This is a genomic window from Siphonobacter sp. BAB-5405, from assembly GCF_002872335.1.
In the GTDB taxonomy this organism is placed as follows: Bacteria; Bacteroidota; Bacteroidia; order Cytophagales; family Spirosomataceae; genus Siphonobacter.
The window spans coordinates 81,345-102,040 of record NZ_NJAG01000019.1 but is presented as its reverse complement, the minus strand read 5'-3'; the positions used below and the strand labels follow the sequence as shown (position 1 = coordinate 102,040).

General features: G+C 48.2%; 18 protein-coding genes. 6 read left to right on the top strand and 12 right to left on the bottom strand.

All coding sequences use genetic code 11. The annotated features are described in order from the left end of the window. The 6 genes from BWI97_RS16040 to BWI97_RS16015 all read right to left on the bottom strand — a co-directional run. On the bottom strand, nt 1-557 hold a 557-nt coding region (locus BWI97_RS16040; protein ID WP_233207872.1), incomplete at its 3' end, for an IS3 family transposase. Next, nucleotides 557-1,087, bottom strand: coding sequence for a helix-turn-helix domain-containing protein (locus BWI97_RS16035; RefSeq protein ID WP_255403016.1), 531 nt, complete (start codon nt 1,085-1,087; stop codon nt 557-559). The genes BWI97_RS16040 and BWI97_RS16035, both read right to left, overlap by 1 nt. A 66-nt stretch (nt 1,088-1,153) precedes the next feature. Beyond that, nucleotides 1,154-1,657: a hypothetical protein gene (locus tag BWI97_RS16030; protein ID WP_102201781.1), complete on the bottom strand. Its 504-nt coding sequence runs from the start codon at nt 1,655-1,657 to the stop codon at nt 1,154-1,156. A gap of 261 nt (nt 1,658-1,918) precedes the next feature. Further along, nucleotides 1,919-2,959 (bottom strand): hypothetical protein, encoded by a 1,041-nt coding sequence (locus BWI97_RS16025; RefSeq protein ID WP_102201788.1) that lies wholly within the window; start codon nt 2,957-2,959, stop codon nt 1,919-1,921. 52 nt (nt 2,960-3,011) lie between these two features. After that, the gene (locus BWI97_RS16020; protein WP_102201779.1) at nt 3,012-4,028 is read right to left on the bottom strand and encodes a hypothetical protein; all 1,017 of its coding nucleotides are present in this window, start codon (nt 4,026-4,028) and stop codon (nt 3,012-3,014) included. A 21-nt stretch (nt 4,029-4,049) separates the two neighbouring features. Continuing rightward, nucleotides 4,050-4,721, bottom strand: a complete 672-nt coding sequence (locus BWI97_RS16015; RefSeq protein ID WP_094808364.1) for a hypothetical protein — start codon at nt 4,719-4,721, stop codon at nt 4,050-4,052. Between the two features lie 331 nt (nt 4,722-5,052). On the opposite strand from BWI97_RS16015, the gene BWI97_RS16010 reads away from it, so the two are divergent. The 4 genes from BWI97_RS16010 to BWI97_RS15995 all read left to right on the top strand — a co-directional run bounded on the left by BWI97_RS16010 (nt 5,053) and on the right by BWI97_RS15995 (nt 9,638). Then, entirely contained in the window at nt 5,053-6,252 is a 1,200-nt protein-coding gene (locus BWI97_RS16010; RefSeq protein ID WP_102201777.1) for an IBR domain-containing protein, read from the top strand. A gap of 138 nt (nt 6,253-6,390) precedes the next feature. Next, nucleotides 6,391-7,164 carry an ABC transporter ATP-binding protein gene (locus BWI97_RS16005; protein ID WP_094808362.1) on the top strand — a complete coding sequence of 258 codons (774 nt, stop codon included), beginning with the start codon at nt 6,391-6,393 and terminating at the stop codon, nt 7,162-7,164. Between the two features lie 11 nt (nt 7,165-7,175). Then, nucleotides 7,176-8,846: a hypothetical protein gene (locus BWI97_RS16000; protein WP_146010962.1), complete on the top strand. Its 1,671-nt coding sequence runs from the start codon at nt 7,176-7,178 to the stop codon at nt 8,844-8,846. A gap of 18 nt (nt 8,847-8,864) precedes the next feature. Beyond that, nucleotides 8,865-9,638 carry an ABC transporter ATP-binding protein gene (locus BWI97_RS15995; protein ID WP_094808360.1) on the top strand — a complete coding sequence of 258 codons (774 nt, stop codon included), beginning with the start codon at nt 8,865-8,867 and terminating at the stop codon, nt 9,636-9,638. Here BWI97_RS15995 and BWI97_RS15990 read toward each other — a convergent pair. The 4 genes from BWI97_RS15990 to BWI97_RS15970 all read right to left on the bottom strand — a co-directional run bounded on the left by BWI97_RS15990 (nt 9,628) and on the right by BWI97_RS15970 (nt 15,521). After that, on the bottom strand, nt 9,628-12,153 hold the full coding sequence (locus tag BWI97_RS15990) for a DUF5686 and carboxypeptidase-like regulatory domain-containing protein (RefSeq protein ID WP_102201773.1): 2,526 nt from the start codon (nt 12,151-12,153) through the stop codon (nt 9,628-9,630). The two genes, BWI97_RS15995 and BWI97_RS15990, sit on opposite strands and share 11 nt — an antisense overlap. Nucleotides 12,154-12,289: 136 nt before the next feature. Further along, nucleotides 12,290-12,937: a polysaccharide deacetylase family protein gene (locus tag BWI97_RS15985; RefSeq protein ID WP_233207870.1), complete on the bottom strand. Its 648-nt coding sequence runs from the start codon at nt 12,935-12,937 to the stop codon at nt 12,290-12,292. Between the two features lie 455 nt (nt 12,938-13,392). Further along, nucleotides 13,393-14,529: a glycosyltransferase gene (locus BWI97_RS15975; protein WP_102201771.1), complete on the bottom strand. Its 1,137-nt coding sequence runs from the start codon at nt 14,527-14,529 to the stop codon at nt 13,393-13,395. Next, nucleotides 14,526-15,521 carry a lysylphosphatidylglycerol synthase domain-containing protein gene (locus BWI97_RS15970; RefSeq protein WP_102201769.1) on the bottom strand — a complete coding sequence of 332 codons (996 nt, stop codon included), beginning with the start codon at nt 15,519-15,521 and terminating at the stop codon, nt 14,526-14,528. Before BWI97_RS15970 ends, BWI97_RS15975 begins: the two co-directional genes overlap by 4 nt. Before the next feature lie 74 nt (nt 15,522-15,595). Between BWI97_RS15970 and ruvC the strand changes: the two genes are divergently transcribed. Next, nucleotides 15,596-16,177, top strand: a complete 582-nt coding sequence (gene ruvC / locus BWI97_RS15965) for a crossover junction endodeoxyribonuclease RuvC (RefSeq protein WP_102201767.1) — start codon at nt 15,596-15,598, stop codon at nt 16,175-16,177. A 172-nt stretch (nt 16,178-16,349) separates the two neighbouring features. Beyond that, nucleotides 16,350-18,509 carry a response regulator gene (locus BWI97_RS15960; RefSeq protein ID WP_102201765.1) on the top strand — a complete coding sequence of 720 codons (2,160 nt, stop codon included), beginning with the start codon at nt 16,350-16,352 and terminating at the stop codon, nt 18,507-18,509. Here BWI97_RS15960 and BWI97_RS15955 read toward each other — a convergent pair. Beyond that, nucleotides 18,506-19,129 carry a 2,3-diphosphoglycerate-dependent phosphoglycerate mutase gene (locus BWI97_RS15955; RefSeq protein WP_094808353.1) on the bottom strand — a complete coding sequence of 208 codons (624 nt, stop codon included), beginning with the start codon at nt 19,127-19,129 and terminating at the stop codon, nt 18,506-18,508. The two genes, BWI97_RS15960 and BWI97_RS15955, sit on opposite strands and share 4 nt — an antisense overlap. Nucleotides 19,130-19,171: 42 nt before the next feature. Continuing rightward, nucleotides 19,172-20,548 carry a Gfo/Idh/MocA family protein gene (locus BWI97_RS15950; RefSeq protein ID WP_102201764.1) on the bottom strand — a complete coding sequence of 459 codons (1,377 nt, stop codon included), beginning with the start codon at nt 20,546-20,548 and terminating at the stop codon, nt 19,172-19,174. Between the last annotated feature and the right edge of the window lie 148 nt (nt 20,549-20,696).

The following is a 20,696-nucleotide window of genomic DNA, read 5'->3' as shown; positions in this document are numbered from 1 at the left end:
CACCCCTGGTCTGAATGAATCATTAAGTTTTTGCCTACTTGTTTCTGTGCTTTTTGTAGCATGTTCATTACCAATTGAAACACGGGCTTACCAGAGAGTTCATAGCTGATAATTTCCTGGTTATACAGATCCATCAACGCCGATAGGTAGAGCCTCTCTCCTTTAACTTTAAACTCCGTAACATCCGTCACCCACTTCTGATTCGGGCCATTGGCCTTGAAGTTTCGAGCTAGAACGTTAGCGAATAACGTGCCTGTATCTCCCCGATACGAACGGTATTTTTTGACTCGAATGAGACTCTTCAGCCCGAGTTCGTTCATCAATCGAAACACGGTTTTGTGATTGATTAGCATACCCTTTTTCCTGAGCAGCAGTGTAATCCGACGATACCCTAAACGGCCTTTATGCTGATGATAGAGCTTTTCTATCTCGCCTTTGATGAACTCATACTTCTCAGGCTGAGTGAGTTTACTAGCCTGATAATAAAAGGTGCTTCGGGCTAGGCCGGCACACCTCAAAAGCGTATCCAAACCGAAGTGCTGCCTTAGTTCTAGAATTACTTTCGCTTTTTGTCTAGTTGAACTAAGGCTTGAAGCTTTTTTAAGTAAGCCACTTCAGCCCGTAAGTATTCATTTTCCCTGAGTAATTCTTCTTCGCGAGTCAGGGGCTCTACGGGACGTTTTCCCTTGGATTTGTCAGCTTGATTCTCGTTGGGTTGCATAGTCGGTCGTCCTTTCTTTTGAGGTTGTAAGCCTGCTGCTCCCTTCGATTTAAAGCGTTTCTGCCAGGTAAGGATAAGGCCTTCACTTGAAAGATGAAAGCGTAAGCAGGCTTCTGCTAAAGATAGGTGTTGCTGCTGCATAACGTTGAGAACCGCTAGCTTAAATTCAGCACTAAAAACTCGTTTACCTACCTTAGGCCGTAAAGCTTCCAGCCCCCAACGTTCATAGCTTCGACACCATCGTTTCACTAATGAATGATCAATCCCCTGTTGGCGGGCCACTCCACTCATCGAATCTTTGCCTGCCAATACTGTCTTTACGCATCTTAATTTGAATTCAAAACTGTGTTTCTTGTTCCTTGACATAATAAAATACCCCAAGTAGTGTCTAACTTCTTGGGGGCACTCCATTCTTTCAGGGCTTTTTTATTATTAAAATAAACGACTCCAGGCGAAGCGGATGAGTAGCAACACGCCCACAAAGCCCACCAGCAGGTATACAAACGGAACATAGGTAACGGCGTAAAAATGAAGCCGATCCAGAAAAAATAGAGTACCGATCAATGCAGCAATGAGGGTCAGAAACCCCGACAATTTACCAAAACCGGGGACGTACGAAAACGGAATCTTCTGCCGGATCATCCAGAGTGTAGCTCCCATGCTAATCATCGGCAAAATTTGTGTAATCAGGTTCATCGTCCAGACGCTCTGCCGTTCGAAGAGAAAAAGGTAGATATTCAGCGTGAAAGCAAAGACCCCCGGAATGGCTGCCGCGTAGACCAGTACGGTATACGCATATTTCCACCGCAAAATCTCCTCCGGCGTTCGCCCCGACCAGAGATTAACCAGTAAGGCCAGCAACGGAATACACATCAAGACCAAGGCGAAAGGTCCCGGCTGCTGAGAAACGGATCGGAACAAATCCTGAAGCGTCATGGATAGGGGGTGGATGGGGTTTTAGGAGGTTTGAATGGGTTTGAGCAGGTTTAAAAATGGAAGACTCAGAAGGGTAGTGGGCTAACTACTAAGCTACTAGCAACGTAAATCCTAAACCATCTTAAAACCCCGGAGGGGTTTAATACGAATAGCCAGGGGTCAAACCCCTGGCCACCTGAGCAAATTAAACCACATCAAACGTTCCCTCAAACCACTTTAAACCTTTTGAAACGATCAAACCTACCTCAAACATAATTCAAACTACTTCGGCAAATCCAGCAGGAAGCCGATCGTAAAGTTGGCATCCCAGTCGAATACGAATTTTTCACAACCCGTAGCGTCCGCAATGGCTTTGTAGATATTCAAGCCCGCCCGGGTTTTAGCATTGTCGAGTTTATAGGCGTCGGCTGCATCCAGTACGGTATACCGCTCTTTACCCTTGCGAACGGCTTTCGCCAATTCAAAAGGTACCCCACCAATGATAAAGCAGGTTTTGCGATGACTACTTGGTATTTGCTTGGCTTTGGCTTTCACTTCGTCGTAAACCGTATTATCGCTTTTACCTTCCTGAAAATACTTGGAACCGTAGCTTTCCAGAGCCGACGTTTTGTTTCCTTCTTTCCAGGAAATCTTCGTATTACCCGATCCAATGTCTACCACGAAAGCCGAGTCGTAAAATTCAGTCGGGAGTACACTTCGCAGAGCCAATTTACCTTCCTGTTCTGCTGAAACGGTGTTCACAAAGTAATTGAGCGACTTCAGCACCCGGATGATGCGTTGCGTCACGTCCGCCTTGACGGCTCCTGAACTCACTACAAAGTGAATGTCACGACCGCCCACGCCAAAGTCGAGCATCCCGCCGATGTATTTTTTGAGACCAGCCCGTACGTCGTCGTCGGTAGCCATGTTTTCAATAACCAAACTGTTGCCAAACTCAGCTTTTTCGAGTTTCCAGTTTTTCTGATCGTCTATCCGAATAATGAAGGAGTTAAACCCGCTGGCTCCTAATTCTACGACGCCCTTCAGCGTACCACCCTGGGGTACCGGAGCTTCGTAATCGAAACCGGGCTTGTTGGATTGCGTGGCCGAGGAAGAAGTCGTGGTAGTACGTTCCTCATCAATCCCTTCGGAGGAGGCACTTTCGGAACCTTCGTTCGAGGAGCGGCTGGTGGTTTCCTCCGTATTTTCCTTGCGAAGCGATTTGAGTAAATCAACTCCGCCTACGTACTTAAAGCCAAAGTAAATGGCTGCCAGGATAAGGGCGGTAATGAGCAGTCGGCCCGTTACGGTGAGTCGTTGCATATGAATAAAGGGATAAGTTGAAATTGAGAATCGGTTGTATGGGTAATGAAAATTATTCCAGCAGGCTCCGGTAGCCTTCATCCTTGGGGGGATTAATGGGTCGGTTACTGGGCGAACTAGGGGTGGGAGAGTCCAACTGGATCAGCTTGAAGTCACCTTTGTTATAGGCTTCCAGCATCGCCTGACCTTTGTCAGATAGTACCCCGTTTTGAATATCCACTGAGTTGATGAAATCCATCGACAGGTCCATTGCCCGCTTCATTTCGCCGAGTTTCTGGCTCATGTCGTCCTGAATGTATTCCATGGATTCGTCAAAGTAAAACTTCTTGTCCGGATTCCCTTTAAAGATACTCACCGCCGTTCGCAGGGCGTTCGAGCTTTCCTTGACAATCTGGTATTCGGCTTCTTTCAGCTTAACCTTGATTTCCGTTTCCTTAATGATGTAATCCGCACTCGTATTGACCTTTTCCATAAAGGCCAGTACGGTTTTCATGTTGCGTTGCAGGGGCAGCAGTTTCTCGTTCATTTCCTGTAAACCCGCTCCTTCAATCGTAGCCAGCGAAGCAGCTTCCTTCATTCCGGGCTTGTCGGCCAGACTTTGAGCCTTGTTCGCTTCCGCAAACTTCTGCTTGATGGCTTCGTTGTTTTCGTTGATTTTCCGGTTCAGCTTCACCAGTTGTCCCGCCAGCTGATCAATCTGACCCTGCATTTTCCGGCGTTTATCTTTCAGATCCTGCACATAGATTTTCATGATCGCAATCGGGTCGAGCTGAATCACCAGACCCGTGATTTTACGCATCATGGTTTTGTAGAGAAAGAAAACCGCCGTACGAACGTCTTTACTGGTAAAAAGAAAAATCAGTACGCCCAGCACCGCCAGCAGAGCCGCGAGGTACAAGGTATTTTCCGTCACTTTGATTAGAAATTCAACCACCCGGTTGAAGTACACCAGTCCAAATCCGGCCAGGGCAATCAGGAAAACAAAACCGACGACTCCCTCCGGACGACTCCAGAATGATTTTTTGGCGGCATCATCGGTACCTCCGCCCAATTGTGAGAAATCAGCCATGAATGTGTAGCGTTTTTGAGGTTATGATTTTAGATACTGACCAATTTTTAGCGTATCGTTTTTAATCTGCTCGGTGAATTGCTGGAAGGTCGCTTCGTAGTTCGCCCGGTTTTGCGTGAGCTTTCCACTTTGTTCGTCCACTTCGCCGCTGATCCGGGTCAGCCGTTCCTTGTTGGCGTTGATCTGATTCTGAATATCGAGAATCTGCTTTGCCAGGGCTTCGTTTTGCTGTTCCAGCGTTTTTTGTTCGTTCTGTAAGCCGCCTACTTTTTCGGTAACCGCCAGATCGACACTCTTCAAAAAAGCCTCCCGATCTTTCTGCAGGACGCTCAGGTATTGATTGGCCGTGGTGACCAGGCCGGATGGATCGGTACCGCCACTGAGGGCTTTGAAACTGGCCCAGGCTGCCTGAAATTGTTGTTCTTCACTCAGTCCGAGGTTAGTAAGATTTTTCAGCGTAGCCCGGAATTCGAAATAATCGGGGCCGGGCAGATTATTCTTTTCCAGTACGGAAGCAAAGTGATCGACAAACTTAGCATCGGTAGTGCCACTGGCTGCCACGGATCTCGGAATCGGAGCCGGAACGGGTTGCGAAGGCGTAGCCGGGGCAACGGGTGTCCCTTTCGCCGCTTCGGGAGCTTCCTCAAAAAAGATGTTTAAAATCTTACGGCCTAACCCTTTATTTTCTGACATAGCATTTCCAGTTAGTATAATTATGAAGCTTGACTGGCAAGGTAGTATTCCTGAGCAATCTCAGCCGTTTTTCTACTTAAAATTTTGATCCTGCACGCTTGCTACGCTTTTCAGTGCTGCTTCTTGCTTTCAAAGGTCCACAATCCTGCCTTTTTGTACCTCATGCATTCATACGAACGGATGCAGGACTTGACAGAATCCGGGAAAATTAGGTTGACTGTTGAAAGGATTTCAAAAAAATGCGTTTTTTCGGGAAGATAAATACGTTGAGTGTTCGGATCGGCGACGGGTTAGAAACGTCTGAAACGTGCACGAAACACTCATTTCCCCTATGGAACGCGAACTTGACGATATTCTTCATTGCCCTTGCCCCAGTTGCGGTGCCCAGTTGCAGTACAGTGCCGAAAAAGAAGCCATGACCTGTAATCACTGTGGCTATACTGAAAAACTGACCCTGGGCAACGATCGGATTGAAGAACTGGACTTCAACCGGGCCCGTACGGATACAGAGCATACGGTGGAACGGCGGTTGTTTTCCTGCCAGCGGTGCGGAGCTAAAACGGTAGTCAATTACGACACGCCAACGATTAGCTGCGGCTTTTGTGGTTCGCAGAACGTTAACCCCGAAGCCACGAAAACCCGGCTGTTCGAGCCGCAGGGTATTGTTCCCTTTCGAATCTCCCGGAATCAGGCTTCGGAATCCTTTAAAAAATGGATTGGTCAGAGCATCTGGGCACCGAATGATTTGAAAAATCTGGCCCGACTCGATACGTTGCACGGCATCTACATTCCCTTCTGGACTTACGATGTGCAGACGCATTCGGAGTGGGAGGGAGACGCGGGTACGTACTACTACGAAACCGAACGCGTACGCGATCCGAACGGAAATGTTCGAACGCAGCAGGTACGCCGCACCCGCTGGTGGTACCGCAATGGCACCTACGACCAGTTTTTTGACGATGTCCTGATTCTGGCTTCGCGGCAGTTACCCCAGCAAACCATCCAGGGCGTGTATCCTTTTCTACTGGATCAGGTCGTCAATTACGAACCTAAAGTCCTGCTGGGTTGGGAGTCGGAGGTATATAAGGTTGATCCGCAGGAAGGCTTTGCGGTGGCGAAACAACAGGTAGATCAACGCATTGAATCGGCTTGTGCGGATTTGTTATCCGATGATACGTACCGAAACCTGAGCGTGCGTACGCAGTATTCCAACCAAACCTTCAAACACCTGATTCTCCCGCTCTGGATTTGTGCTTACCAATACAATGGCAAAACGTACCAGTTTCTAATCAATGGCCAAACAGGAAGCATTGACGGTAAACGGCCCGTATCGTTCTGGAAAGTATTGCTGGCGATAATGGCTTTCCTGATGCTGGTCTTCGCTCTGGTAACCATAAGCGGGAATAAGAAACGCTCGAACTACGGAATGACCGTCCCTACGATGGAAACGCCGGTTGTTATAAAAAGGGCTGTTTCGGGTTTGAAGTTTGATGTAGTTTCAGGTATGAAAAAGTGGGTGGGCGAAAGCTAGTACCGTAGGGGCTGATGGATTGGAAGACGAAAGGTATTCTGTTTGTAGCCATCGACTGTGATCAAAGGCTCATCCCTCAAGTGAAACGAAATAGAGAACAAACGCTTAACGAACGAGTGCCTAACCAAACCCACCCTTATGTCTACCGTTATCTCGATTGAAAACCTGCAAAATTCCTACGGCGACGGCCAGCTCGTACTGAAAGGCATTAATCTGGAAGTACAGGCCGGAGAAATTATCGGCTACATTGGCCCCAACGGGGCGGGAAAATCCACGACCATCAAAATTCTGCTGGGGATGATTCCCAGCTTTACCGGTGAAGTACGGGTACTCGGACAGGACATCCGTACAGAGGCGATGGAAATCAAGAAGCAAGTTGGATACGTCCCCGAAAATGCGGCTCTCTACGAAGTACTGACTCCCGTGGAATACCTCACCTTCATTGGCCGTCTGTACAGCATGAGCGACGCCGTGATTCAACGGAAAGCGGAGGACTTACTGCATCTGGTCGGCCTCTCCAACCATATTAACAGTCGTATGAATACTTTCTCCAAGGGCATGCGGCAGAAAGTACTGCTCATCTCCGGCCTCATCCATAATCCCGAAATCATCTTTCTGGATGAACCCTTGTCCGGACTGGATGCCAACGCTGTGATTCTGGTCAAGGAAATTCTGGCTCAGCTCAAAACGGCTGGGAAAACCATTTTCTACTCCTCGCACATCATGGACGTGGTTGAAAAGATTTCCGATCGCATCGTCATCATCAATCAGGGACAGGTAATTGCCAATGGCAGCTTTGAAGAATTGAAAGCCCAGGCTCATTCGGGTTCGCTCGAACGTATTTTCCAGGGACTTACCGGCGACGATACCACGCAGAGTAAGGCTTCCGAATTCTTACAGGCTTTACAATAACCCGATCCCTTATGACCTCTTCTATACTTTGGTTACTGGATCGACTCCAGGGACTGTTCCGTATGCTCGGCGTGGATTATGCCATGATGCGAAACATCGTGGAAGTCAAGTTTACGATGGATAACCGTCGCAATCACGCTTCACTGGGCAAACGCTACCAGGAAAAAGAGTCCAGTCAACGTCTGCTGATGGTGTACGGCATCAATGCTTTGCTGGGCGGGCTCATCGGTTCTTTTCTATTCATCGCTCCTTCATTACTGCTGGCTCTGACCATTGTACTGGGCTACGTCATTGCCTGGGTGGCCCTTACCCTCATTACCGACTATTCGGAATTGTTACTCGATACAACGGATAATCTGATTTTACTACCTCGACCCGTAAGCGACCGTACCGTCTGGATGGCCCGACTGGTACACCTAACGGGTTATATTACCCTGCTGACGCTAAGCATTATTTTGTTGCCGACTGTATTTGTAGGCATTAAATATGGATGGGTAATCGTACCCGTTTTTGTATTACTAAGTCTACAGGCCGTTCTGATTGCCGTTTTTCTAACGACCTTACTCTATATGCTGGTGGTGCGTTTTTCGAGTCAGGAACGGGTCAAAGACATCATCAGTTACATCCAGATTGCCATGTCGATTTTCTTCACGGCGGGCTATCAGATTATGCCCCGCATGATTCGTTTCGGCGAAGTGATGGAAGCGGAGCATAGCATTCGAACGTGGTACTACGCTGTACCCTCCGCCTGGCTGGCGGGTTTGGTGGATATGTTTTATCAGCGACAGTACGATACGCCTCACCTGATTCTGTCGGCTCTGGCCATTTTGGTACCACCAGCATTGATCTACGTAAACAGCAAATACCTGGCTCCTTCATTTACCAAAAAACTGGCGGGTCTGGCCTCTACGGGATCAGAAGAGGATAAAGTGGTTGTTGAAAAATCCCGGCGGGGATTACTGCCCTGGCTGGCAGAAGCAGTTACGAACAGTCCCGCCGAGCGAGCCACCTTCGAGTTATCCTGGAACATTACGGGTCGCGATCGTCGCTTTAAAATGCGTACGTATCCGGCTATGGGCTCCATCGTTCCACTACTGTTTGTGATCATCGGACCGGTGCTGAATGGCCGCCAGTCATTCGATCAAATTCGGGAAGGGGCTCTTTATCTGGTGGGCATTTATGTATTACAGGTGGTCGCCGGAACCTTCTATGCCAATACCTATCAGTCCGACGATTACAAGGCCTCCTGGGTATACGACGCGGCCCCCGTTGCCGACCCGAGCGAGCTGATTCTGGGAAATTTCAAGGCCGCTATATTGAAATTTTATACGCCGTTCTATCTGGTTTCTTCCGTGTTGCTGCTGAGCATCTGGGGCTGGCACATCATCGATGATCTGCTGGCGGGCTATCTGTTTGCTCTTTTTGTGACCAGCCTGGAAGCCTGGGTAAAGAACTCGAATTGGAAAGTGCCGTTTTCGCAGGAACCCAAAGTGAAAGCGGAGGCTGGACGTACGACCCTGATGTTGATTATGATCATGCTGGTACTGCCTGTATGCGGTCTGATCCACTGGGGAGCAACGAAAGTGCCCGGTGGTGGCTTGTTCATGGTCTTACTCTACGGCGTATTGTTGTGGAGTACGCTGAAAAGTTATCGGCGACTTCGCTGGAGCCAGTTCGAGTAATTTCCCCATTTTTGTGGGATGAATTCACTTTTACAGGCCCAGCACTTGCAGAAAAGCGTAGGCGAGCACCTCATTATTGAAGACCTTTCGCTGGACTTGCGGGCGGGTGAAATTTTTGCCATGATCGGGGCCAGCGGGGCCGGTAAAAGCACGCTCCTGAACGTGTTAGCCTGCCTGACTCCGGCGGATGCGGGCGAATTATGGCTGGAAGGCAAGGAAATTTCGTCTTCGGCTAGGTACCTCATTCCCGGTCATGCGGAGATTAAACTCGTACCGCAGGAGTACAAGCTGCTGCCCAATCATACCATCCGGGAAAATATTGCTTACGCCCTGCGGGAGTATACCAAAGAATACCAACGCGAACGGCTCGATGAGCTGCTGGCGTTAACCGGACTGGAGGCAGTCCAGCACAAGCTTCCCCGGGAAGTGTCGGGTGGGGAAAAACAGCGTACAGCCATTGCCCGGGCCATTGCCGATGAACCCAAAGTACTTCTGCTGGATGAGCCTTTTTCGAATCTGGATACGCTCAATCGTCAGAAGCTAAAGCAGGAACTCAAACGGATTATTCAGGAAACAGGACTGGCCTGTCTGTTCGTAACCCACGATTTACTCGATGCCCTCACCATCGCTCAGCGGATGGGTGTAATGCAGGAAGGTAAACTCCTGCAAACGGGTACGCCTGCCGAATTGCTTCAGCAACCGGCTACGGGTTACGTGCGGGAGTTTCTGGCCAGTGGACTGTCCATCATCCGGGAAATTCAGCAGCAATTAGGCGATTCTTTTATAGCGTGAAATACGCCGAAGCTTTCACCGCAAAACGATTGATTTTAACACCGTCGATGGTCGTGGGCTGATTCAGGTACGTTAGTCGGTGAATGGCTTCGATCCGGAAAAACTTGAAAATGTTATCGATTCCATAGCCCACTTCCACATAAGGCGTATTCGAATTCAGCGATCCAAAGCCCGGAATCGGGTTTCCCTGCAAATCATAATCGGGGATAATATCCCGATTAGCCTGTCGGGCTCCACCATACAGTACATTGACGTTGAGTAAGGTCCGCCATTTCAAACGTTTGATGGCCGGAAGCCGGTTGAAGAGCAACCCTTCAAAGTTATGTTCATATTTCAGAGAAGCGTACCGATCGGAGAGGAACTCGAAGTAGTTCATCATGTTGAAGGCGTTGCCTACGTAAAAAAGGGACTGGTTTCCTAAATGCGGAAAGAGCAGGGGATAGGGCAGGGTGGAAGGCGTATAGCCCGCCGAAAGCGTGTAAAAGCTTCGTCCCAGGATGCCCACCCGAAAATTGTCCGCCATCGTAAGCGTAAACCGATGGTAATTGAAATCCCCACCCAGCGTGTTTTGAAGACCGAGGGAATACCGGAGCGTATAGATGGGCGACTGAGCCGTACCCAAGCTGACCCGGTCGTTGTCGTTGTAAATGAAGAGTTCGTTCTTCGCAATCCGTAACTCCGTTATGAGCTCCGTATTCTGGTACGTACCCGATTGACCGGACGGATCCCCATTGTTCACGTAAGCGAAATTATACAGTGGTTCGAAGCTCCGTCGGCGAATCCCGATCATGGGTGTCAGGCCTTTGATAAGTTCAGCCCGAATGTAGGACATGTACTCGCGTTGGTAATACCCCCGCCGATAGCGGCCAAAGCGGGAATAGGTGGCAAAGAGGCTATTATTCCCTACAGCTTCAGTCGTCAGACCAATCTGTTCCAGATCATAGCTGGTACTGGCTCCTATCTCAGCCCAGGGTTTACGACTGATGATGTATTTAGCGTCAGCACCGTACTTCATGACATTATCCTTGAAGCCGTAGGCCAGATACCCACTCAATACCCATACCTTACTGAACTCGGCGTTCGTTCGGAACCCCGCCCGTAAGCGTAGTCCTTCGATGGTGTTGAAGGCTCCCGTACTTAAAAAGGGTCCCAGTTCAATGCCGTTATAAATTCGCTGATACCCATTCGCAATGATGGATAAAATCTGGGTATATGACCGAACAATGGGAATATTCTTGACGGAGTCAATGAGTGAATACGCCGTTCTTTCCTCGGCCGTTAATGAATCCGGTCGAACCTGTTGCCAGTAATTATCCTTTTGTTCCCGGTAATGATCCGCCAGTTCAACCGCTGGATTGTAGAAAGTCGCTTCCCGGGGTTGATTAATCTTAAAGTTGCGATTGGAGACGAAAAATTTCGCCAGAAAACCCACGGAATTCTTCGTAAACTCCTTCACATCAATCAGTACGCGAGTCTGCTTGGGAAGCCAGGCTCGTTGTTTCGTGGTCGAATCTTCAACGGCCGTCAGTTGCTGCTGAATCGCGATGCTTTCCACGTAATTGATGTTGGCATCCCCCGAAATCCGTAAGTCCACCTGACGCAGGGCGTAATCGGCCGTATCAATCCAGATTTTGCCCACAAAAGCCAGATCCTGAGCCCGACGCGGCGTCACTTCTATTTCGTAGCAGGGGGCATTATCAATCTGAATCGTATCGCCAAGGAAATAATCGTAACTACCTCGCCAGCCATCGGCAATGGGTGAAATGAACTCTTTTCGAAGAATGGGAAGCCAGTTTTCGTAAAAGTTATACTGCTGGAAGGCACTACCAATGAACTGCGAAAAGGTGCTGCCATCCGTAATACCCACACCCGTAATCTTGGTTTTGTTGATACGTTCTTTGGTCAGCTCGGGATTGCGGCGGTGGTAATAATCCGAAAAGCTTTCCGAGAGGAAAATGGGAATAATAGGTTTGCCGTCGTCTCCGGCAATTTTCTGTAGTTTTTCGAGCGGTCCGGTGATTTTTTTACCAATGGGGCCTTTGCGAAACTGGTCCGAAATCTTGTTGACGTCAAACTCATTTTTGACGTAACTCTCGTATTCATACGCTTTCAGATTCCGCCAGTCGTGTGTGGCTTTGGCCGCCACGGCGTTGCGAATAATGCGGAACGCCGGATTTTCTCCCTTGGCGTATACCCGCACTTCCCGTAGCTGCGAAGAGCCCGCCGTAAGTTGAAAATCAATGGTTTGTTCCGCTAGACCGGGTTGTACGGATTTGGTCGCCCGTTGGTAACCAATGTAGCTGACAAAAATGGAATCGCTGAGTTGTCGGGCCGCAAAGCTGTAGTTTCCGTCAAAATCAGTATTGCCACCGGCTGAACCGCCTTTTAATCCGACTGCTGCGAAGGGAATTGGATCGCCCGTAGTGGCGTCGGTAATGCGACCTTTAATGACGTGTTGAGCCTGCGTAACGCAGGCCAGCGAAAGCAACAAAATTGCCAGGTACCATTTATTCATTGTTTTCAGGGCTCATCCGTACACTCTTGACCTTGGGTCAAGAGGTATGTAGTTCAAATGGGAAAATGCAAAAACCATTTTACTCTAGCGGAAGAAATCTACGATTCGTCCCGATTAAGTACAAAACGGTTCATTTTTAGCGACTACCGCCTTCGGCGTTGCCCATGGGTAACGCCGCAAACTTGAAATTTCGTTCCGCCAGGTAGTCCAGCGTACGGGGAAGAGCATAGCTCATATTCTTCCAGGCTTTAATACTGTCGTGAAAAACGACCAGACTCCCCGATTCGCAGGCTTTGGTCGTACCCCGTAAAACCTGCTCGGGTTTGAGAGAAGGGGAGTAATCGCCCGTCAGAACATCCCACATGATGAGTTGATGGTGCTGCTTCAGGTACGCCGCCTGCCGTTTCCGAATGCGACCGTAGGGGGGGCGAAACAGCCGCGTAGGTGGCAGTAAATCCTGACATTGAGCTACGTTAGCAAAATACGTTTCATCGTCTGTATTCCAGCCTTTCAAGTGGTTGAACGTATGATTTCCTACGGAGTGGCCCTGTTCTAGTAGTTGCTGAAAAATGGAAGGATGTTTACGTATATTATCGCCAATACAGAAAAACGTAGCTTTTGCCTGATACCTGGCCAGCTCTTGCAGGACAAATTCCGTTGCTTCAGGAATCGGTCCATCATCAAAGGTGAGATAAATCGTAGGCTCCGATGACGGGATCCGCCAGGTCATTTCCGGGTAAATGGATCGCAGGATCGGAGTAACTTTATGGAAGAAGAAAGCCACAGTGCAACGGATTAATCAGATTTGGTGTCAAATATCGTAAAACAACCTCTACTGCTATGAAAAGATTTAGTCAGTGGTACCTTCTGGCTCTGTGCTCAGTAGTACTAACCGCCTGTTGCACGAAAGAGCTTTGCGTATCTTATTTACAAATTCAACTACAGAACTATACGCCGGAAGAAATAGCCCAAAGTTACGTGTTAGGTAAAACGCAACTACCTGGACCTGGACTGGACTCCGTACGTTTTGGCGACAACGGAATCGCCAGTATTTCAGACAAGCTTGAAAATCAGATACATGTTGTAACACCCGTGGATACGTTAACAATTGAACTGATATTCGATAAACGAACGTGTAACACGTGTGTTACTTGGAAGAGTACGTATCAGGCCATAGTAGCTTACGAAATAGCCGGAAAACGAATGAAAGGCAATTTTGTACAAATTACCAGACCCTGATTACTGTAACTTCCGCCCCTTCCACTGGTACCCTTTACCCTGAGCCAACAATCCAAAAAAGCAAACGTAAAACGGGTAAATCAATTGTACGAACGGAATATACGCAATGCTTTTTGACTGTCTGAGAAAGTGGAGTACGCCCGCCAGAAACAGAAATTCAAGTGAGAACTTCAAACCTAGGATACTAGCCAATACAAAGCCCGAGATAGTGCCCGCGAGGTAGGCTCCCAGGCCAACGATGGTACTGGCATTGGCCATAAAAACGAAAATCGCCAGGGCGGATACTTTCCAGTCGGTATAATGTCTCCACTTACTGGCCCAGCGGCGACGCTGGTGGTAAAACGAACGGAAACTCTGGTGGGCTCCGGTATGAACCAGTGCCAGCGAGTTTTTCAGGAAATGGACTTCGCCGGGAAAACGGGCGGCCATTTTATGCATCAGAAATTCATCGTCACCCGAGGCCAGGTTTTCGTTTCCCTGGAATCCATCGACCGCCAGAAAGGCCGAACGGGCGTACGATAAATTGGCTCCGTTACACATATTGGGTTTCTTCCAGAACATGGCAACCGCCGCGGATCCGACCAGACTGGCAAACTCAACAATTTGAATTCGACTCCTGAGCGAACCTTCGTCGTGAAACGTGACCGGTCCCGAAATCAATTGGGCCTGGGTCGTTTGCTGGTACGAAGCCAGGATCTGTAGCCACTGCGGACCTACGCGGCAGTCGCCATCCGTTGTGACAATCCACGCGTGTTTCGCCTGTTGGATGGCCTGTGAAATGGCCCTTTTCTTGGGCGAAGAATGGTTTTCTTCCGTTAGGGTTAACAACGTAAGAGCGTAGCGGGCTTTCGACTGAAACGCCCGTACCAATTCGGCTGTACGATCCGTAGAATGATCATCGGCGACGATGACTTCGTAGCGATCAGCGGGATAGCTTTGCCGATCCAAATCCTCCAGTAAAGCGATGATGTTTTCGGCTTCGTTGCGAACCGGAATCAATACACTGATGGTGAGTTGCTGATTGGCGTGCAGCGGTACGTATACGGGCATTTTCCACCAGCCATTCAGCAGAAAGGCATTGAACACAAACCATAACACGGGGCCAAACAGCAGCAAGCCGATCCATACGATACTCATGCCGGTTGATTTTTTAAATACCGAAGTTGAGCTACAAATACAATGCCGACTAAAACGGGCAACAGGATATTCAGTAGCCAGATCGTGAGTGAGGCTGAGGTTACCAGGGCCGGATCAACGCGGTAGAAGCTGAAAAAATAAAGCGTACTAAACGTTCGGATACCCAGGTCGCTCAGGAAACTGAAAGCCGGAATCACACTCTTGGTCAGAAACAACAGCCAAACCACCGTGAGCTGATCGAGCACCGGAAGCGATACGCCAAAGCCATACAGCACGAGCAGAAACTGGATGCTATACGTTAGAAAACGGAAGGAAGCCAAAAAAACCAGAAAGCGAACGTCACCGGAAGAATACGTCTCCAGTACGCGGAAAAACCGGGCCGAGGACGCCAGCCAGGAGATGCGTTCAAGGGTAGGGGCCGCCTTGTGTTTTAACGAAAGCACATAGACGGTTAACAACGTCGTTAACCAGAGCAAGCCCAGAGCAATGAAGTGCCCCACCCCGGGACGTTCGGGCATGCGGTACAGGAAATAAGTATAGGCCAGCGTACCCGCGAATAACGTCACCAGAAACTGCAGCGTACTACCGAGCAGAAAAGCTCCAATACTATTAAGGCGGTTTTTCGCCTGTAAGAATCCCATTTTACCAGTCAGGTCGCCCACATTGGCCTGCGAAATAAAACCCAGGGACTGTCCAGCCAGTACGCCCCGCAATGCGGTATAAAAACTGAGGGATTCCAGTTTTCGGGCGAGTACCTGCCACTTCCAGGCTTCAATCGACCAGTTCAACGCCGTGAGGAGTATGGTCAGGCCCAGCCACCAGCCATTTTGCCCGGTAAAAGCCCCCTGAATGGCTTCCCACACGCTACCCAGATCCTGTTGTTTTTGCTGAAGCGTACGGATCACCAGCCAGATAATCACTATTGGTAGTACCCACCGCAGCAGAAAGAGAAAAAATCGGCGAAAAGCCGCGTAATTGACGTTATTTTGCATAGGAATAAGGCTGACAAAAAGCATACGAAGGGCAGAGTGCTCCGTATATTCTTTGGGAAAGCCTTTGCAAAGCTATGGCAGAAAAGATCATTTTAGGCGTTGACCCCGGCACAAGGTACATGGGCTACGGATTGATTTTAGTGGAGAAGGGGAACATTACGCTATTGCAGTACGGCGTTATTAATCTCACCAAGTACGACAATCATGAGTTAAAACTGGGTAAAATTTTTGAGCGGATCACGGGCATCATCGACGAATTTTCGCCGGATGAGATGGCCCTCGAAGCTCCTTTTTTTGGTAAAAACGTACAATCCATGTTAAAGCTGGGTCGTGCTCAGGGGGTCGCCATGGCCGCTGCTCTGGCCCGGCAGATACCGATCGTAGAGTATTCACCCAAAACGGTAAAACAGTCGGTGACAGGCAATGGAAACGCTTCCAAAGAGCAGGTATCGTATATGCTGGAGAGTATTCTGAAAATGAAGCTTGAAGGCGAGCGACTCGATGCTACGGATGCCCTGGGCGTAGCGATTTGTCATTACTATCACGAAAACACATTAGCCTCTAATAAGGGTAAAAAAGCTCTAGGTATAAAACAGGCTAAAAAAGGAAGTTGGGCTGCTTTTCTGTCTGAAAATCAAGATCGTATTAAAGGTTAAGCTAAAAGTAATTTTCTATGAAAACAGCACTTTTTAAAGTGCTGTTTTTTTTATTTGCAGTAAAGCATGATTGAAAACTTACTACTTTTGAGTTACGTTGATTTTTAACGCTAGTTAAGTATTAAATATTTGAGTATAAATCACTATGCTTGTAGTATTTGTTTGACAGGAGATGGAGAAAGATACAAAAACAACCGTTGGTAAACGTTTTCTTTGGCTAGCTTTTCTACTGCTTATCTTATCGACTTTCGCCCTCATTGTGCTGGTGCGTAAGAATAAAGCGAACGTAGTTAAACACAACATTGAGGGCCTGAGTAATATCAAAAATAACTATCAGAAAATAGATACGTGTATCTCTATTCTGTACATCGCTGAAAATAATAGTCGATTATTTACGGTTACAGGGGATACGGTCTATCACCGGCAGTTTGTATCGCAACTTGCCACGGTGTCGAAGATACTGGAAGAATTTAAAAATCAGAAAAATGAAAGGACATTACCAACAGACGTAAATCAGCTGCTAACTCAGAAAAAAGATAAGAATAAAGAGTTTTCGTATCTTAAAACACTTACCGATAGTTTATTGATTCTTTCAACGAAAGAAATTGCTATTCGCGAAGAACGACAACCGATGGTTGTACCTAAGCCTAAAGTAAAAGTCAGACGTTCAGAACAAGTTGTTAAAGTTGATTCAGTAAAAGTTACGCAACAACGTTCCCGTAAAAAGTTGTGGGGTCGCCTGGCGGAAGCAATCAGTAATAAAAGTTCGTATAATAACCAGATTCAGGTTTCTTCGACCCGTAATAAATCAAATTCGCTGCTTGAGGAAACTGCCGCCCTATACGAAACGAATCTGCGGGCAATGGATAATTATTACAAGGATTTACTGGCGTACCGAAAAGAGCTAAATGCAACGGAAAAAGAATTACTACGGCTAAACGGCCTGATTTTTTCAAAACTACAAGGGTCACTGACCGGACTAAAACAGAGCGAAGCGGAAGAAGCAGAATTGCAGCGAAAGCAGTTGCTAGCCGGTACTCTTACCGATGTGCAGGAGTTAAACCTCCTTTCTCAGGGCAGCATCGCCATCATTTTCTTTCTAACCTGCAGTATATTATACACGATCTGGCGATTGTACAGAAATGAAATTTCTTTATTACAATACAGCCGGCAGGTAACGAAGTACGCCAAAATGAAAGGCGACTTTCTGGCTACTATTAGTCATGAAATCCGCACGCCACTGAATTCAATTATTGGATTTTCGGAACAGATTGTTAAGACAGATTTACCGAAAGAACAACAGCCTAAACTGGAAGCCATTCGCTCATCTTCGGGCATATTAATGACGCTGGTCAACGATATTCTGGACTTTTCAAAACTAGAAAGTGGAAAGATTGAACTGAGTCAGAAACCGTTTCAACCCTATCTGATTTGTCAGGAAATGGTGGCAATGCTTGGTATACAGGCTGATAAAAAAAACATTACCTTACGTAGCGAACTAAAGTATGAGGCGGAAGCAACCTTGCTAGGCGATGGTTTCCGAATGAAACAGGTATTGATGAATTTATTAAGCAATGCTATTAAATTTACGCCTGTGGGGGGTAAAGTAACGTTAAGTTCTTCGCTGGCTCCGATTATGGGAAATCAGGTACTCTGGAGTTTTCAAATAAAGGATACAGGAATCGGCATTTCGAAAGAGAATTTAGGAATTATTTTCAATGATTTCCAGCAATTGGAACACGATTCAAAAGTGGAACGGTCGGTCGGTACAGGCCTGGGATTAGCGATTTGCAAACGCATTGTTGAATTAGCCGGGGGTACCATCAAAGTAACGAGTGAGTTAGGGGTAGGGTCCACTTTTTCAGTTGACATTCCAATGGAATTAACCACCCAATCAGAAATGAATACGCATAGCTCCAGTATAGAACGGGAAATTCATGAATTGTTGCAGGAAAAACAGGTACTCATTGTGGATGACAACAAGATGAATCTGTTACTGCTTGGTACCATTTTGAAGAAGAAAAACGTAACCTTCCAACAGGCTACAAACGGACAGATTGCGTACGAGATGTTCGATGCCCATCCCTTTGATCTGGTCATTACAGACATTCAGATGCCGGTCATGGACGGGGTCGAATTAACGCGGCAAATCCGTACGCACGGGGATAATAAAAAATCCTCAGTTCCCATTATCGGTTTCACCGCCCAGATTACGGCGGAAGAACAGGAACGGTACCACAAGCTGGGAATGAACGATTTTCTGAATAAGCCCTTTGTTGAGAAAGACCTCAAAGCCCTTCTCAACAAAGTATTAAGTACCGTGACGGCTTAGTGCGATTCGGTCAGGTAATCGGCCTTGAGCAGTTGCATGTGTTCATCGAAATGGTAGAAGCGGGGGGCTCCCGTCGGGATGTCTACCTGCGAGATGGCCTGCTCGCTTAAGTGTTCGAGATCCATCACCAACGACCGAAGGCTATTGCCGTGAGCCACGATCAGCACATTCTGCCCCTGCTGCAAACAGGGTACAATTTTTTGCTGGTAGTAAGGTAGCACCCGCTCCTGCGTCATTTTCAGACTTTCGCCGCCGGGCGGGGCTACGTCGTAACTTCTTCGCCATAAGGCTACCTGTTCGATACCGTATTTTTCGGCAGTTTCGGCTTTGTTGAGTCCCTGCAAATCCCCGTAGTTACGTTCGTTCAATGCAGCCGATTGATGCACGGGAATGGACGTTTGCTGAATATCTTCGAGGATAATAGCCAGTGTTTCCTGAGCTCGCTTCAAGGCTGAAGTGAAGGCGACCTGAAAAGAAATGGTTTTGAGTTTTAACGCCGTGAGGCGGGCTTCGTCCCGACCATGCGTGGTAAGCTCCACGTCTACTTCCCCGGTAAATCTATTTTCAAGGTTCCATTCGGATTGACCGTGCCGAACCAGGACTAATATTCGATCTTTCATAATAACAAAGAAAAGCCACGCCCAAAGGAGTGGCTTTTCGGTTTATCCAACAATTTTCATTTGATCAGGATCCCAGGCAATGGGCTTTTTCTTTTCTACCGACAAATTACAGGCCAGTGATGGAGCCGCCGCCCGCAAGCCAAACGTCGCATCTTCTTTAACCAGGGCCGGTTTATTTTCCCGAATGGCTTTCACGAAGACTTCCATGTGAGACAGCCGGGCGTTGTACTTCTCGGGAGCGTTGAAGACAATATCGGTTTGTTTTTCGACTCCACGACTAAACTTATCCTTGGGGTACTTAGCGTCGTATTCCTTCAAGAAGGCTTCCTGCATCGCCTTGGGGTAGGTGATCAGGGCGTCGTAGTTCAGACTGAAAGGCGGTGCTTGCGGGCGTTTGAAGCGACGCAGCACAAAACCATCTCCATTTAATTCCAGCGAACCTTCCGTTCCTACAATCCGGCTGCGGTGGGAACCACCCCCGCCGTCGGCCAGATTTACTCGTGTGAAAAACTGAAAGGAGGGATGCTGATCCGTTTTCGGGTAATCCATCACGCCTGTTACCAGATCGTAGGCGTCGCGGCCATCTTTCCAGTAATTTAAATCACCCAAAGCAAAAATTCGGTTGGGTCCTGTCGAGCCCGTAATGGTGTGCAGCGTGGTGAGCAGGTGTACGAATAAATCGCCCGCCACACCTGTGCCGTATTCCTTATAGTTTCGCCAGCGGAAAAAGCGATGGGCCTCAAAAGGCCGTTTCGGAGCATCCCCCAGGTAACGGTCCCAGTCCACCTGTTTCGGGTCCAGGTCAAAAGGAATGGTATATTGCCAGGCTCCCAGAGCGTCCACACGGTCATTGGTGGCTTCTACAAAAGAAATTTCTCCTAAAGCTCCGTCTTTTATGTACTTTTGAGCCTCGAGCACACCTACCGAACTGGCAGCCTGACTGCCCACCTGAAATACCTTTCCCGATTTTTTCTGGGCGGCGATTACGGCAGCACCTTCCTCGATGTGATGAACCATCGGTTTTTCGCAATAGACGTGCTTGCCAGCCTCCAGAGCAGCGATGGAAATGTGATCGTGCCAGTGGTCAGGAACGGCTACAATGACGGCGTCGATATCCGGACGGGCTAAAATCTCGCGGTAGTCACGAGTCGTATATAGGTGGTTACCCCATTTTTCCTTGGCTCGTACCAGGCGGGGATCGTACAAGTCGCAAGCGGCTACCAGCTCTACGCCGGGCACTTGAAGAATGGTGTCCACGTCAAAGTGACCAATGATGCCGGCTCCGATGAGTCCGACCTGAATCGTATCATTCGGGGAGAAAGCCGAGCCTAGAGCCTTAAGGGGCATCCAGGAGGCCATCGAGAGTGCCGCCGCCGAGCCGCCCATGGTGCGAAGAAAGGTACGCCGGGAGTTTTTCATAAAGACTGAGGTAAATGAGGTAGCGTGAAGAGTAACTAAAACATGGGTAAAATACAACTCTGCTCTGACATAGAAAGAGTTATCTAACGAATTTTTAAACTTTTTTAAAGAAGAACGATTAACCCCAAGAGCAAACTGCCGTGCTCGT

What these genes read in the sequence shown, in the direction of transcription:
- BWI97_RS16035 (WP_255403016.1), bottom strand. Translation starts at nt 1,087, where the DNA reads ATGTCAAGGAACAAGAAACACAGTTTTGAATTCAAATTAAGATGCGTA.
- BWI97_RS16030 (WP_102201781.1), bottom strand. Translation starts at nt 1,657, where the DNA reads ATGACGCTTCAGGATTTGTTCCGATCCGTTTCTCAGCAGCCGGGACCT.
- BWI97_RS16025 (WP_102201788.1), bottom strand. Translation starts at nt 2,959, where the DNA reads ATGCAACGACTCACCGTAACGGGCCGACTGCTCATTACCGCCCTTATC.
- BWI97_RS16020 (WP_102201779.1), bottom strand. Translation starts at nt 4,028, where the DNA reads ATGGCTGATTTCTCACAATTGGGCGGAGGTACCGATGATGCCGCCAAA.
- BWI97_RS16015 (WP_094808364.1), bottom strand. Translation starts at nt 4,721, where the DNA reads ATGTCAGAAAATAAAGGGTTAGGCCGTAAGATTTTAAACATCTTTTTT.
- BWI97_RS16010 (WP_102201777.1), top strand. Translation starts at nt 5,053, where the DNA reads ATGGAACGCGAACTTGACGATATTCTTCATTGCCCTTGCCCCAGTTGC.
- BWI97_RS16005 (WP_094808362.1), top strand. Translation starts at nt 6,391, where the DNA reads ATGTCTACCGTTATCTCGATTGAAAACCTGCAAAATTCCTACGGCGAC.
- BWI97_RS16000 (WP_146010962.1), top strand. Translation starts at nt 7,176, where the DNA reads ATGACCTCTTCTATACTTTGGTTACTGGATCGACTCCAGGGACTGTTC.
- BWI97_RS15995 (WP_094808360.1), top strand. Translation starts at nt 8,865, where the DNA reads ATGAATTCACTTTTACAGGCCCAGCACTTGCAGAAAAGCGTAGGCGAG.
- BWI97_RS15990 (WP_102201773.1), bottom strand. Translation starts at nt 12,153, where the DNA reads ATGAATAAATGGTACCTGGCAATTTTGTTGCTTTCGCTGGCCTGCGTT.
- BWI97_RS15975 (WP_102201771.1), bottom strand. Translation starts at nt 14,529, where the DNA reads ATGAGTATCGTATGGATCGGCTTGCTGCTGTTTGGCCCCGTGTTATGG.
- BWI97_RS15970 (WP_102201769.1), bottom strand. Translation starts at nt 15,521, where the DNA reads ATGCAAAATAACGTCAATTACGCGGCTTTTCGCCGATTTTTTCTCTTT.
- ruvC (WP_102201767.1), top strand. Translation starts at nt 15,596, where the DNA reads ATGGCAGAAAAGATCATTTTAGGCGTTGACCCCGGCACAAGGTACATG.
- BWI97_RS15960 (WP_102201765.1), top strand. Translation starts at nt 16,350, where the DNA reads ATGGAGAAAGATACAAAAACAACCGTTGGTAAACGTTTTCTTTGGCTA.
- BWI97_RS15955 (WP_094808353.1), bottom strand. Translation starts at nt 19,129, where the DNA reads ATGAAAGATCGAATATTAGTCCTGGTTCGGCACGGTCAATCCGAATGG.
- BWI97_RS15950 (WP_102201764.1), bottom strand. Translation starts at nt 20,548, where the DNA reads ATGAAAAACTCCCGGCGTACCTTTCTTCGCACCATGGGCGGCTCGGCG.